Here is a 12,872-nt window from a genome sequence, read left to right as displayed (position 1 = left end):
CTACTCAAATTGAATGGCCTTTACCGGAGTTATTTTAGTGATGATGTAAGAGGGCACCAACAACATCAACAAGCAGAGCAACATCACTCCCAAATTCAAGAGTAAAATCGTAATCAAATCCATGTGCACAGGGATGTAATCGATATAATATTCTTCCGGGTTTGGGAATTTGAACATGCGGTACTTATCCTGCAGAAAGATGACGCCCAACCCAATCAGGTTTCCCCAAAATAGCCCAATGGCAATCAAATAGGCAGCGTTGTATAAAAACACCTTTCGGATGCTCCAGTTCGCAGATCCCAGAGCCTTAAGGATTCCTATCATTTGGGTACGTTCCAAAATCAGGACCAGCAGGGCGGTAATCATGTTGATGCCGCCTACAATAATCATAATCCCAATAATCAGGGCAATATTGAAATCAAAAAGGCCTATCCATTCAAAAATGCGGAAATATTTGTTTTTGATATTCTGCGTATCCAAAACGGATACCGTTTTCCCATAGATTTCATTGCTTTTTTCCTCCAACTGGTCAAAATCATCAATAAACACCTCAAAGTTTCCAATTTGATTGTCCTCCCATCGGTTCATCAATTGGATGTGACGAATATCCACAAACACATAGGTTTCATCAAATTCCTCAAAACCGCTATCATAGATGCCCACGATTTCGAACCTACGGTTGTTCGGGGGTTTAGAGGCGTCGCCATCCCTTAGAAAAAAGGAAAAAAAGCTATCGCCCACCTTCAACCTCAGCCTGTTGGCCATTAAACTGGATATGAGTACTTCCTCATTCAACTTACCGCTATAATCGGGCAACCTACCGTCCACCAAATATTCCTCAAAAGTGCTCCAATCGTAATCGGTACCCACTCCTTTGGCGAGCATGCCCTCAAACGTATCTGCAGTTCGAATGATCCCACCTTTGGTGGCCACTGCCTGCACATGCCTTACCCCTTCCACATTTTTAAACTCAGGATAGAAATCTTGGTTGATGGAAATCGGGGTGAGGGAGACTTCGGAATTATTATTATCGAAATTGGAAATTTGGATATGGCCGTTGAAGGCAGCAACTTTTTCGCGAATTTTGTTCTTGAGGCCAACACCAGTGGCAATGGCAATAAGCATCATTACCACACCGATGGCGATCGCGGCGATGGCAATTTTTATTATCGGGGCGGAAATACTAATTTTATGTTCCTTCCCTGTCACCAGGCGTTTGGCTATAAACAATTCTAAATTCAACGAATGCCCATTTTATCTAAGTTCAAAAGTACAGTTTTATTGTTGTTTTTGGTGTTTTCCGCTTGCAAGGGACAACAAAAAGATGCCGAGACCACCCCACTGGCCGAAACAGATGCACCAGCACCGATTATCGTTGCCGCCAATAGGACAGCAGCTTACCTACCCCACTTACAAGGGAAAAACGTAGGCGTGGTGGCCAATCCGACCACTGTTGTCTTCCATAAAAAAGGATACACCCATTTGGTGGACTCCTTGCTCACCTCCGGGATTCAAGTGAAAAAAGTCTTTGCCCCAGAACACGGATTTCGAGGTACGGCCGATGCGGGAGAGCATGTGAAAGATGGTGTGGACACCCAGACCGGGCTTCCCATTATCTCGCTTTATGGCAAAAACCGAAAACCTTCGGGGGAGCAATTAAACGATCTGGATATTATTGTTTTTGATATTCAGGATGTGGGGGTTCGCTTTTACACTTACATTGCCACTTTGCAGTTGGTGATGGAGGCCTGCGCCGAAAACAACAAACCGATAATCGTTTTGGACCGACCCAATCCAAACGGACACTATGTGGATGGCCCCACGATGCTAAAGGAACATACCAGCTATTTGGGCATGAACACCATTCCTTTGGTATATGGGATGACCATGGGCGAATACGCCCAAATGCTCAACGGCGAAGGATGGTTGGAGAGTGGAAACAAAGCAGATTTGACCGTGATTCCGTTGGAGAACTACACCCATAAATCCGAGTATCACCTCCCCATACGTCCTTCTCCCAATTTACCCAATGATACGTCCATCAACCTATATCCGAGTTTAGGGCTGTTCGAAGGCACTAATGTAAACGCTGGGCGTGGTACTGAATTTCAGTTCCAACGATATGGCGCTTCGTTTATGGACAGTACCAAGTATGATTTTAGCTATGTCCCCGAACCCAACTTTGGGTCCAAATACCCAAAGGAGGAAGGAAAAACTTGCTATGGGCGTGATTTGTCCCATGTGCCACGAATGAGCGAAGTTTCCATGGAATGGGTCATCGACGCCTACAAGAATACCTTGGACAAATCCAAATTCTTTTTAACGGACGGATTTACCAAACACGCCGGAACACCGCTATTACAACAACAGATTGAACAGGGCATGACCAATGATGAAATAAAGGAATCTTGGCAGGATGATTTGGCCCGCTTCAAGAAAATTCGGGAAAAGTATTTGATTTATGATTAATCTTTGAATAGTTTGAGCTGTTCGGTTATTTGTATTTGGTTGATAGGTGAAGGGGGAAAAATCAATGGCAAAAGGTTCTCGACTGCGCTCGAACTGACAATTGGCAACTGTTAATGTTTGCTTGTTGTCTGATGTCTTTTTTATTGAATCTCGACTTTGACTTTTGGAGGATTTGGTTATTTGTTAATGGTTAACTTCTTAATGCCCACTTATTTTAAGACACCTTATCCCTCCGTTGTAGGCCTTCTATATTTATGAAAAGGTTGTTTTAGCAGTCCTTTGATGCTACTGTTTTCTTTTTCATCAGGAAACGTATCGACTCCATAAACGATATTTTTGGGGTCCATGGACATATAAGTACCGAACAATCGGTCCCAAATGGAGAAAATATTCCCGTAATTGGAATCGGTATAGGGCAATTGATAATGGTGATGCACTTTGTGCATGTCCGGGCTCACGATAATCCAACTTAGCGCGTTGTCCACCTTTCTCGGCAAACGGATATTGGCATGGTTGAATTGTGAAAACACCACCGACAAACTCTGGTACAGCATGATGATGCCAATAGGCGCACCAACTATGATAACCCCTACCAAGGTAAAGAAATAACGTATCAAACTTTCCAATGGATGGTGGCGGTTGGCCGTTGTGGTATCCACATTATGGTCGGAATGATGTACCAAATGGACCATCCAAAGGGGTTTTACCTTGTGCTCTACCCAATGTGCTGTGTAAGCCCCTATCAAATCCAAAAACATGACCCCTAGTACCACATAAAGCCAAAGTGGCATCTCCGGCAGCCAATTGATAATACCAAAATCGTTGGCAACCGCCCAATCCGATGACTTGAGCAGCAAGAACGCCAGCGGAAAGTTAACGATGATCGTGGTCATTGTAAAAAAGAAATTGGGAACCGAATGCCTCCATTTTTTGTAGGGCACGTTGAACAAGGGTACAATTCCTTCCAAAATCCAGAAAAAAGTTATTCCTCCCACCAAGATCAAACTACGGTGCCAGGAAGGAATGGTCTCGAAATATGAAATAAGCTGCTCCATACTCCCAAATATAATAAATCGTCAAAATTTTATTGCCTTTTTCATTTCCTCCACGATGTTAAAGGCCGCTGGGCAGATTGCTACATTCTTTAAGGTGAGATTGGAGATTTGCTGGAACTTTTTTCTATCCGTATGCGGAAACTCCCGGCAAGCTTTGGGGCGTACATCATAAATGGAACAGTAATTGTCCTCGCCCAAAAATGTACAGGGCACAGACTGAAGCACGTAGTCATTCTCCTCATCGACTCGTAAAAAGGCATCGATAAATTGGGAAGGCTTCATCCTAAAATGTTTGGCAATCCGTTCAATATCCGCGTTGGTGAACAAGGGGCCTGTGGTCTTGCAACAATTGGCACAAGAAAGACAGTCCGTCCGCTCGAATTCGGCATTATGCAGTTGTTGCATAGTGTAATCCAAATCCTTGGGAGGGCGTTTTTTTAACTTGGCAAAGAATTTTTTATTCTCGGAATGCTTTTCCCTTGCTTTTTGGGGCAATTCCCGGAGTTGTTCATCCATAATGCACAAACTTATCCATTTTAACAATTAAAGTCACACCTTTGCAAAAACATTCCCCATATGGCCGACATTTTTGGAAAGGCATTGCAGGATTATCAAAAAGGGCAATACACCGAGGATATCAAAACCTACTCCTCTTTGGATGAGGAGGACGTCATCCCTTTGCCCTATTTGTTCCGAACATTTAGTGAAATGCCCCAAATTGAGCAAAAAGCGTTGCAATTGGCGCGCGGAAAAGTGTTGGATGTAGGTGCGGGTGCAGGAAGTCATTCACTCTACCTACAGAACAAAGGATTGGAGGTAACTGCTTTGGATAGTTCCAAAGGCTGTATCGAAGTCTGCCAAGCACGTGGGGTAGCATCAACCATATGCAGTCCTATTTTGGATTATTCCGAAGAAAGATATGACACCCTCCTTTTACTGATGAACGGTATTGGATTGGCGGGCCAACTTAAAAATTTGAGTGGTTTTTTTCCGCATTTAGCCTCATTATTGCGGCCTAATGGTCAAATATTACTGGACTCCAGCGATATCATTTACATGTTTGAACAGGATGAAGATGGTGGCTATTGGATTCCCAATGATGGGACGTATTATGGTGAAGTCCAATTTGAAATGGAATATAAGGGGCAAAAAAGTGAACCTTTTGATTGGGTTTACGTAGATTTTGATACCTTGCAAAACGCCTGCGAGTCAAATGGTTTCAATTGCGAGCTTGTAATTTCTGGCGAGCATTTCGACTATTTAGCAAAGCTGACCTTAAAAACATAATAGATTCCGGCAAGGAACGTTTTTTGTTTATACTGATTGCTATGAAAAAAATTGCGCTATACACTTTGTTTGGCCTTGGGTTACTTATGGGTTGCTCCAAGGATTCGACCCCGACATCCACGGATTCCAACGCCAATCTGAGGGCGGGAAACCTTTTATCTACAGGTGCTTCGGCCAGGGACTTACTTTCTAACGACGTTTACGATAAACTTTTGATCGAAATTGATTACGTAACCGGGTTCGCCCCAACCGCAGAGGCTATCGCCAATTTTGAAGAATTTTTAAGGCATCACACCTTTAAGGAAGATATTGAATTTATATATACCGCATTAGCTTCTCCCAATGAACAAACCCTGACCCTCGAAGAGGTGGTAGAGCTGGAAAGGGAGAATAGGGACGAATATAACAGCGGGTCTACCATTACGGTACACATTTATTTTGCCGATGCACCTGCCGAAACCGATGACGAAGAAAACAATCTAGTGACCCTTGGTGCGGTGTACCGGAACACCTCCATGGTCATTTATGAATCCACCATCCAAGAGATTGCCAATAGCAGTACAGCTGTCAGCACCGAAGATGTGGAAACAGCGACTTTGATACATGAATTTGGGCATTTGTTCGGCTTGGTGAACCTTTCTACACAGTCGGTGAACGACCACGAAGAGACCACCGTTAATGAGGAAGGTGTGGAAGAAGGCAATAACCATTGTAATGTTGATGGCTGTTTGATGCGTTCCGAACTGGAATTTGGTTCTTCGTTATTGAAGCAAATGGAAAGTAATGCCTCCAAAGGACTGGCTACCATTCCCAACTTGGATGCTGAATGCATTTTGGACCTTCAGAAATACGGAGGTCGATAAGCCTCTTTTTCTAAGGAATATTCAAGTATTTGTGGGTCTGCAAGGAAACTTTCCATTTAGGATGTTTCATGACATAATCCACAATAAGCGGCATAATTTTGTCCCGCACGCTCCATTCGGGCTGTAGATACAGGATGCAATCCTCACTCACTTGTGCAGCTTGTTCTTCGGCAAAGATAAAATCATGCTTATTGTAAACGATTACCTTGAGTTCATGGGCTTTTTTGTGGATTTCGCCCACGGGTAATTTGTTCTTTTTCGGGGACAGGCAAATCCAATCCCAAACCCCGGTCAACGGATAAGCACCAGAGGTTTCGATATGGATGTTCATGTTCTTGGCCTTCAATCCTTCTGTTAGCGGTCCCATATCCCAAGTGAGCGGTTCCCCACCGGTAATCACTATGGTATTGGAATACTTTTCGGCATTGGCCACAATGCTATCAATATGCGTTGGTGGATGGGTTTCGGCGTTCCAACTTTCTTTTACGTCGCACCAATGGCATCCTACATCACAGCCACCTACCCTTATAAAATAAGCGGCTGCTCCTTTGTGGAAGCCCTCTCCTTGAATGGTGTAAAACTCTTCCATCAGAGGCAGCATCAGGCCCTTTTCTACCAAATCCATCACGTTTTCTTCAACCATGGTGCAAAGATACTACGAAGAAATTGTATGATCGTGAAACTTGGCAATTATTGCTTCAAGGTAAAGTGTCCCTTTTTAAGATGCACCTTGCCATTTACATCCCTAAGTTCCAATGCATACCAATAATCGGATGGAGGCATTGGTTGGCCATCAAAAAAGCCGTTCCAGCCAGCCACTAAAGGGTTGGTTTGGGCGAGCAATCGACCATAGCGATCAAACACATAAAAAGTGCCTTGCTCATAAAATGCTGTGGTGACCCCTAAAATTTTCACCGTATCGTTGATGCCATCATTATTTGGGGTCAGGAATTTGGAGACACCAATAACACCAACGCTAATTTCATCCATGCCACAACCGTTCGAATCCATGGCATATAAGGTATGGAGCCCGGGGGTTACATTGGTAAAAACACCTTCCTGCTGCACATTGTTAGGGTCATCCAAGGCAAAAACATATTCCCCAATACCCAATTGCCCATCTTGATGATTCACGGTGATAGTTCCCGTTTCGCCGTCATCCTCAACTTGAATAAACTGAGGCGACAAGGCAGGAGGTCCAGATTCGGTCACCTGAAACGATTGCCGCTCTCCCACACAACCTGATTCCGAGGTGGCGATAACACTATACATTCCTTGTTTTGAAATACGTATCCTCGCTGTTGTTCCGACCACCTGACCTGCTTCATTGAACCACTCGTACGTGTAATCGCCGTTGGCAGCAAATGGTTCCACCAATACGCTCTCTCCGGTACAATAGATATAGTCGTCCTCCACAGAAAAGGACGGAATGGGATTCACACTGAGCAATACGTTTGGACCTACCCCAAAGCAAGTCCCTGAAGTATTGTCCTCTACCCTTACAAAGAGTGTTTCGGCAAAAGGTGTGGCATTGGTATAATTAGCACTTTGAGATATGGCGTTCCGGCTAAGGTAAGCATCACCCTCACTGACATAAAACGAGACGGACAGATTTTGATTTGTGGGAAACTCCGAAAGAATGGCATTGCTAGCCTCTTGCAAGTCAAAGGAAGCGATACCGTCCATTGCTCCTTCATCACATTTTTCTTGTTCAAATACGTAATTTGCAGGCAAAGAGGTAGTGCTTTCCTCCAAAAACATCCTTCCGACCGAATAACAGAAATCGCTTGTCCCCTCAACCCGAAAAAACACCTCATCAGCAATGGAAATACTAAACATTTCGTTATCCAAAGGGTTGGTGTTGTTTTCTGCATCATTTTCCGAAAGATGGAATGTTATGGTGTAATTATCGGAATTCGCGATTATCAAGCTGTTGTATTGTGGCAGATTGAAAAACACATCTTGTCCTGAACCACAATTGGCCACCGTAAAATCACTGTTCACCTGTGGTTTAATTTGCACTTGGGCATCAACGGGAATTCGTTCGCCGTTGAGGCATCCATCGTAGGAAGCTATCGCATAAAATGTGGTGCTGGAAGTTATGTCGGCAGTAAAAACATTGCCTGTGGCCACAGGGTTGCCACCTGTTGGCTCATCAAACCAAACTACCTCTCCCAAAGTTGGCTCTGCGCTCAGCGTTATGGTTCCGGCACCGCAAATAACCGCTGGGTTGGCAGTGAAGATTTTTGGAGTAGTTATTTTGGTACTTGCCGAAAGTGTTAACGTCGGATCTCCGGGCATCCCACCATATTCTACGATATATCCCTTAGGTTGATAATCGCCCGTAGGGTCTCCAGTTATGGACAAATCGTTCCACGACCCCGAGATTCCAACTCCCGGAGCGGTGATATGCGCGTAATCCTCGTCATTAAGGTTATTGGGTTCATTGGTGTTCCAAAATGCGAAATTTGAGGAAGTGCCATTGGCATCTCCATTCCAAAAAATGGTTCCTGCCTCAGGACCAGTGGCCCACCTCCAAACTCCTTCGTTCATACTGTCCGTTCCGCCAATCCAACCTGTACCCGATGCCTGCTCTCCTGTAAGTTGGGCTTCCGCATCGGAGGTTATGGTGGCCAAATAGCCTTGGAGTCCAAAAAAGCTCCTGTTTTCTGCCGCTGCCCTAGCATCGTCCCATCGTATCCCAAAAGCTTCAATGTATTCATAATAATGCCCCGTTTCGGGCAAATAGTTGGCACTACCTATGGTAAATGAAAAGAACTTTTCTTCGGTTGGCGATGTGGAACTGCTCTCGAACACAACGTCATTTACCGCGGCAATTAAATCAACATAGGCAACTGCACCCCCTGATACCCCGGTAAGTGTGAGCTTTCCTTCCTGACTGTTCCATGTTGCTGCCACATTTGGGTGATTATTTTCCAAACGCAAGGTATCCAATCCCCGTTCATAGCCTGTTGATATCTGAATATAAAAAGCGTCTATTTCCGTATCGTCCGGGTCTGTAATCGTAAATGCAGTCGCAACCCGAATTGAAGTCAGCGGACAATAAATTTGGTCCCCCGTTGCATTTACCTCAGGTGCCACATTGGTTTGGGAGCACAGCACATATGGAACAAAACATAGGAAACAGATGAAAAGACCAAGCTTTCTTCTGGTTTCCTTACAAATATGTTTTAAAAAATAGCGTTCCGGCATTCCTTAATTTCTGAATCCATGAAGATATTTACAGTTTAAGGAATGGCTTCAATTTTAAAGCCGATTGCCCCATATCTTCGATAAATCAATTGTACCACTTATTTTACTGCAATCACATCAATTTCGATTTGCCCATTGGCAGCAATGTCCTTTGCGGCAAAGGTGGTCCGGGCCGGTTTTCGGGTAAAGTATTGGGTATAAATTTCATTGAAGGCCGAAAAATCTTCGATATTGGCCAAAATGACCGTGCATTTCACCACATGGTCCAAGGTTAAACCATGCTGGGCCAAAACCTCCGAAATATTTTGAATCGCCTGTTGGGTCTCCGCCTGAATCCCTCCAGAAACCAAAGTACGTGTGCTGTGGTCCATACCTATTTGTCCGGCCAAAAAATACAGGTTTCCTGCCTGCACCACATCGCTAAAAGGAGCACTTTGCTTTTTGGGCTCGTGTGATGGGTGAAAAATCAGTTCAGTATCTTCTTGGGCACAAGCGGTTGAGATAGAGCCTCCCAGCAGAAAAATCAAAATAACATATCGAAAAGGTTTCATAATCCAGTTTTTAGTTTTGCTTAAAATTACCCTATTTTTATCGGAAATTGAACAGCATGGGCAACAAAGAACAGTTCATCGAACATATCGACCAAGGGTACGCCACCAAAGGTGATTTTATCACCGTGGGCGCCGGAATGCTCGATGGGGAAACCATGACCAACGCATTTGTCAAGATTCCGCTCAAAACCATGAATCGCCATGGACTTATTGCAGGGGCTACGGGTACAGGAAAGACCAAGACCTTGCAGGTATTGGCCGAAAATCTGTCTGACAAAGGCATACCTGTACTGCTAATGGACCTTAAAGGTGATCTTAGTGGTATAGCCCAACCAAGTCCCGGACACCCCAAAATCGATGAACGCCATGCAAAAATTGGACTCCCGTTCGAAGCCAAGGGGTTTCCTGTTGAAATTTTATCGCTCTCCGAGCAAAATGGTGTCCGCTTACGGGCCACGGTCTCTGAATTTGGACCTGTACTGCTTTCACGGATTCTCGACCTGAGCGTTACGCAAGAAGGTATTGTTGCCGTGGTATTCAAATATTGTGACGATAACAAGCTGCCGCTTTTAGATCTTAAGGACTTCAAAAAAGTGCTGCAGTACGCCACGGGAGAAGGCAAGGATGAGTTTCAAAAAGCATACGGTCGCATTTCCACAAGCTCCACGGGAACTATTTTAAGGAAAATCATTGAATTGGAACAACAGGGTGCCGACCTTTTTTTTGGGGAGAAGTCCTTTGATGTGGACGATTTGGTGCGCATTGATGAAAATGGCAGAGGGTACATCAATATTATCCGTTTGACCGATATTCAAGACCGACCCAAACTATTTTCCACCTTTATGCTAAGTCTTTTGGCTGAAATCTATTCCACCTTCCAGGAGCAGGGCGACAGCGAACGCCCCGAGTTGGTATTGTTCATTGATGAGGCCCATTTGATTTTTGACAATGCCAGCAAAGCACTGCTCGATCAAATTGAAAGCATCGTAAAACTAATACGTTCCAAAGGAATCGGGCTTTACTTTGTGACCCAAAATCCCACCGATGTGCCGGACGATGTGCTGGCCCAGTTGGGACTCAAAATCCAACATGCACTGAGGGCCTTTACGGCAAAGGACCGAAAAGCGATCAAACTAACGGCCCAAAATTATCCCATCACGGAATTTTACGATACCGCCGAAGTACTTACCTCTCTAGGTACTGGAGAAGCATTGGTTTCCGCCCTGGACGAAAAAGGCCGACCCACACCATTAGCCGCCACGATGATGCGTGCGCCCATGAGCCGTATGGACATTTTGACGGATAATGAAATTAAAGAGGTTCTGGACAATTCCAAGCTCATCAAAAAATACAATGAGGAAATCGACCGCGAAAGTGCTTACGAAATCCTGACGGAAAAAATTGAAAGGGCCGAAAAAGAGGCCGAGAAAGAAAAAGAAGAAAAAAGAACAACCCGAAGCTCTTCGAGCAGGCGCAGCACCCGAATGAACCCTGTTGTGAAAGTCTTGACCAGTGCCACATTTATACGTGGAGTTCTGGGTGTTCTAAAAAAAGTGATCCGATAGCTAATTATATGAAAAAGAGAAATTGGGCCTTTGCCCTCATCTGTGGTTTGGCCGTAATGCAATCGTGCCAAAAGGATACCACATTCCTGATTACCGAAACCAGTGTTGGTCCCTTGACCAATACCTCCAAAGTGAGTGAACTCGAAACCATTTTTGTACAAGATTCCGTTGTGGGAGATGCCGCCCAAATCAATTTGGGGGCTTCACCAAAAAAAGTTGATATTTTTGAAAAAGGTGGTAAACATTTGTTGACCCTTACCGCAAATTCGGACAGTATCCCTACCGTGGAAAATGTAAGGATTATGGATTCACGCTACACTTCAGAAAATGGTATTGGACTGAAAAGCACTTTTAAGGATATCCAGGATGCCTATGAAATCAAGAAAATCGTGACCACTCTAAATAGCGTTGTGGTTTTCCCGAAGGGAAGCAACCTTTACTTTACCATCGACAAAGAGGAACTGCCCGAAAGTTTACGTTTTTCTATGGCATCCATTGAAGCCGTGCAAATTCCCGATGATGCCAAAATCAAATATTTGATGTTGGGCTGGGAGTAGCCCCCAAATTGTTTTAATGAAAAAACTACTGAACAAAGCGATTCCCTTGGTTTATGGGCAATATCTTAATGCCTATACCCTAGTTGCGCCAAAAAAGGGCGCAGAAACCGCTTTCCATGTTTTTTGTACCGTACGGAAAGGGCGCATCTCTCCTGAACAGGCAGCTTATTTGGACAACCATAAACTTTCTGTTGAGAAAGTAGCTGGACACAACATCCAATCCTACCACTGGCCCGGGAACAAGGAAACGGTTTTATTGGTCCATGGCTGGGAGAGCAACACCTTCCGGTGGCGGAACCTCATCAAAAAACTGAGGGAAGCGGATTTTAACATTATTGCTTTTGATGCACCGTCGCATGGCTATTCCTCAGGGAAACATCTCTATGTTCCGCTATACGAAGAGGCACTCAACCACATGGTTAAAAAATACCAGCCGAAACATCTTATCGGACACTCTGTGGGTGGGATGACCATTGTGTACAACCAATACAAAAATCCGAGCGATCAAGTAGAAAAATTGGTCACCATTGGTTCTCCGTCCGAATTCCATGAGATCATGGCCCATTTTCAAGACCTATTAAAGTTTAACAATCGGGTGATGAAACACTTGGATGCGTATGTGCAACAACGTTTTGGTTTTAAAATTGATGAGTTTTCCACCTCACAATTTGCACGTTCCCTTAGCAAGAAAGGCTTGCTGTTCCATGACAGGTACGACAAGATTACGCCCTACCATGCATCGGTTGCAGTCAACAAAAATTGGCAAGAGAGCCAATTGATAAGTACCGAAGGTCTCGGTCATTCCATGCACCAAGATGATGTGAACGATCAAATTGTATCATTTTTGGAAGCTTGATAAACTTGTCCTAATTTTCAGAAAAAATAGACCATGCAGAATATAACCCCCTTCCATGTTGCCGTTCCAGTACACAATCTTCAAGAATGTCGAACTTTTTACAGAGATGTCCTCGGTTGTGAAGAAGGTAGAAGTGCGGAACAATGGGTAGATTTTAACTTTTTTGGCCACCAATTTGTCATTCACTACAAGCCCAAATCAGAAGAAGACACCCATACCAACCCTGTTGATGGCAAAAACGTACCGGTGCCGCACTACGGCGTAGTATTGCCGTGGGATACCTTCCAATCCTTTTCCAAAGAATTGATCGAGAAAGGCATCGATTTTGTAATTGAGCCCTACATTCGGTTCAAAGGGGAACCCGGGGAGCAAGCCACCATGTTCTTTTTGGACCCTGCGGGAAACGCACTGGAGTTCAAGGCATTCAAGGATATGGGGCAATTGTTTGCCAAATGA

General features: G+C 44.4%; 13 protein-coding genes. 7 read left to right on the top strand and 6 right to left on the bottom strand.

Translation table 11 applies throughout. The annotated features are described in order from the left end of the window. Nucleotides 1-1,242 carry an ABC transporter permease gene (locus tag RBB12_RS14995; protein WP_306014481.1) on the bottom strand — a complete coding sequence of 414 codons (1,242 nt, stop codon included), beginning with the start codon at nt 1,240-1,242 and terminating at the stop codon, nt 1-3. Between the two features lie 3 nt (nt 1,243-1,245). Between RBB12_RS14995 and RBB12_RS14990 the strand changes: the two genes are divergently transcribed. Then, complete coding sequence (locus RBB12_RS14990; protein WP_306014482.1) at nt 1,246-2,469, top strand: DUF1343 domain-containing protein; 1,224 nt, start codon at nt 1,246-1,248, stop codon at nt 2,467-2,469. 224 nt (nt 2,470-2,693) lie between these two features. Here the strand turns inward: RBB12_RS14990 and RBB12_RS14985 are convergent, their stop codons facing one another. Both RBB12_RS14985 and RBB12_RS14980 read right to left on the bottom strand, forming a co-directional pair. After that, the gene (locus RBB12_RS14985) at nt 2,694-3,524 is read right to left on the bottom strand and encodes a sterol desaturase family protein (RefSeq protein WP_293287142.1); all 831 of its coding nucleotides are present in this window, start codon (nt 3,522-3,524) and stop codon (nt 2,694-2,696) included. A gap of 21 nt (nt 3,525-3,545) precedes the next feature. After that, on the bottom strand, nt 3,546-4,040 hold the full coding sequence (locus RBB12_RS14980; RefSeq protein ID WP_179384438.1) for a YkgJ family cysteine cluster protein: 495 nt from the start codon (nt 4,038-4,040) through the stop codon (nt 3,546-3,548). 60 nt (nt 4,041-4,100) lie between these two features. On the opposite strand from RBB12_RS14980, the gene RBB12_RS14975 reads away from it, so the two are divergent. Both RBB12_RS14975 and RBB12_RS14970 read left to right on the top strand, forming a co-directional pair. Beyond that, a complete protein-coding gene (locus RBB12_RS14975) occupies nt 4,101-4,811 on the top strand; it encodes a class I SAM-dependent methyltransferase (protein WP_306014483.1) in 711 nt (236 codons plus the stop codon). A gap of 41 nt (nt 4,812-4,852) precedes the next feature. After that, entirely contained in the window at nt 4,853-5,674 is an 822-nt protein-coding gene (locus RBB12_RS14970) for a hypothetical protein (RefSeq protein ID WP_306014484.1), read from the top strand. 10 nt (nt 5,675-5,684) lie between these two features. On the opposite strand, the gene RBB12_RS14965 is transcribed toward RBB12_RS14970, so the two are convergent. The 3 genes from RBB12_RS14965 to RBB12_RS14955 form a co-directional block, all read right to left on the bottom strand. After that, nucleotides 5,685-6,317 (bottom strand): 7-carboxy-7-deazaguanine synthase QueE, encoded by a 633-nt coding sequence (locus RBB12_RS14965; RefSeq protein ID WP_306014485.1) that lies wholly within the window; start codon nt 6,315-6,317, stop codon nt 5,685-5,687. A 47-nt stretch (nt 6,318-6,364) separates the two neighbouring features. Then, entirely contained in the window at nt 6,365-8,887 is a 2,523-nt protein-coding gene (locus tag RBB12_RS14960; RefSeq protein ID WP_306014486.1) for a T9SS type B sorting domain-containing protein, read from the bottom strand. A 98-nt stretch (nt 8,888-8,985) separates the two neighbouring features. After that, entirely contained in the window at nt 8,986-9,438 is a 453-nt protein-coding gene (locus RBB12_RS14955) for a RidA family protein (RefSeq protein ID WP_306014487.1), read from the bottom strand. Nucleotides 9,439-9,494: 56 nt separating this feature from the next. On the opposite strand from RBB12_RS14955, the gene RBB12_RS14950 reads away from it, so the two are divergent. Genes RBB12_RS14950 through RBB12_RS14935 form a run of 4 tightly spaced genes read left to right on the top strand, consistent with a single transcriptional unit; the run spans nt 9,495 to nt 12,872 of the window. Then, on the top strand, nt 9,495-11,003 hold the full coding sequence (locus RBB12_RS14950; protein WP_306014488.1) for a helicase HerA-like domain-containing protein: 1,509 nt from the start codon (nt 9,495-9,497) through the stop codon (nt 11,001-11,003). An 8-nt stretch (nt 11,004-11,011) separates the two neighbouring features. Next, the gene (locus RBB12_RS14945) at nt 11,012-11,560 is read left to right on the top strand and encodes a hypothetical protein (RefSeq protein ID WP_306014489.1); all 549 of its coding nucleotides are present in this window, start codon (nt 11,012-11,014) and stop codon (nt 11,558-11,560) included. A 16-nt stretch (nt 11,561-11,576) separates the two neighbouring features. Further along, nucleotides 11,577-12,416 (top strand): alpha/beta fold hydrolase, encoded by an 840-nt coding sequence (locus RBB12_RS14940; RefSeq protein WP_306014490.1) that lies wholly within the window; start codon nt 11,577-11,579, stop codon nt 12,414-12,416. Nucleotides 12,417-12,449: 33 nt separating this feature from the next. Further along, the gene (locus tag RBB12_RS14935) at nt 12,450-12,872 is read left to right on the top strand and encodes a VOC family protein (RefSeq protein WP_293282872.1); all 423 of its coding nucleotides are present in this window, start codon (nt 12,450-12,452) and stop codon (nt 12,870-12,872) included.

Source organism: Allomuricauda sp. MMSF_3307 (assembly GCF_030733585.1).
Taxonomy (GTDB): Bacteria; Bacteroidota; Bacteroidia; order Flavobacteriales; family Flavobacteriaceae; genus Flagellimonas.
The sequence above is the reverse complement of the archived record's forward strand: the minus strand, read 5'-3'. Positions and strand labels throughout refer to the sequence as shown.

What these genes read in the sequence shown, in the direction of transcription:
- RBB12_RS14990 (WP_306014482.1), top strand. Translation starts at nt 1,246, where the DNA reads ATGCCCATTTTATCTAAGTTCAAAAGTACAGTTTTATTGTTGTTTTTG.
- RBB12_RS14985 (WP_293287142.1), bottom strand. Translation starts at nt 3,524, where the DNA reads ATGGAGCAGCTTATTTCATATTTCGAGACCATTCCTTCCTGGCACCGT.
- RBB12_RS14980 (WP_179384438.1), bottom strand. Translation starts at nt 4,040, where the DNA reads ATGGATGAACAACTCCGGGAATTGCCCCAAAAAGCAAGGGAAAAGCAT.
- RBB12_RS14975 (WP_306014483.1), top strand. Translation starts at nt 4,101, where the DNA reads ATGGCCGACATTTTTGGAAAGGCATTGCAGGATTATCAAAAAGGGCAA.
- RBB12_RS14970 (WP_306014484.1), top strand. Translation starts at nt 4,853, where the DNA reads ATGAAAAAAATTGCGCTATACACTTTGTTTGGCCTTGGGTTACTTATG.
- RBB12_RS14965 (WP_306014485.1), bottom strand. Translation starts at nt 6,317, where the DNA reads ATGGTTGAAGAAAACGTGATGGATTTGGTAGAAAAGGGCCTGATGCTG.
- RBB12_RS14960 (WP_306014486.1), bottom strand. Translation starts at nt 8,887, where the DNA reads ATGCCGGAACGCTATTTTTTAAAACATATTTGTAAGGAAACCAGAAGA.
- RBB12_RS14955 (WP_306014487.1), bottom strand. Translation starts at nt 9,438, where the DNA reads ATGAAACCTTTTCGATATGTTATTTTGATTTTTCTGCTGGGAGGCTCT.
- RBB12_RS14950 (WP_306014488.1), top strand. Translation starts at nt 9,495, where the DNA reads ATGGGCAACAAAGAACAGTTCATCGAACATATCGACCAAGGGTACGCC.
- RBB12_RS14945 (WP_306014489.1), top strand. Translation starts at nt 11,012, where the DNA reads ATGAAAAAGAGAAATTGGGCCTTTGCCCTCATCTGTGGTTTGGCCGTA.
- RBB12_RS14940 (WP_306014490.1), top strand. Translation starts at nt 11,577, where the DNA reads ATGAAAAAACTACTGAACAAAGCGATTCCCTTGGTTTATGGGCAATAT.
- RBB12_RS14935 (WP_293282872.1), top strand. Translation starts at nt 12,450, where the DNA reads ATGCAGAATATAACCCCCTTCCATGTTGCCGTTCCAGTACACAATCTT.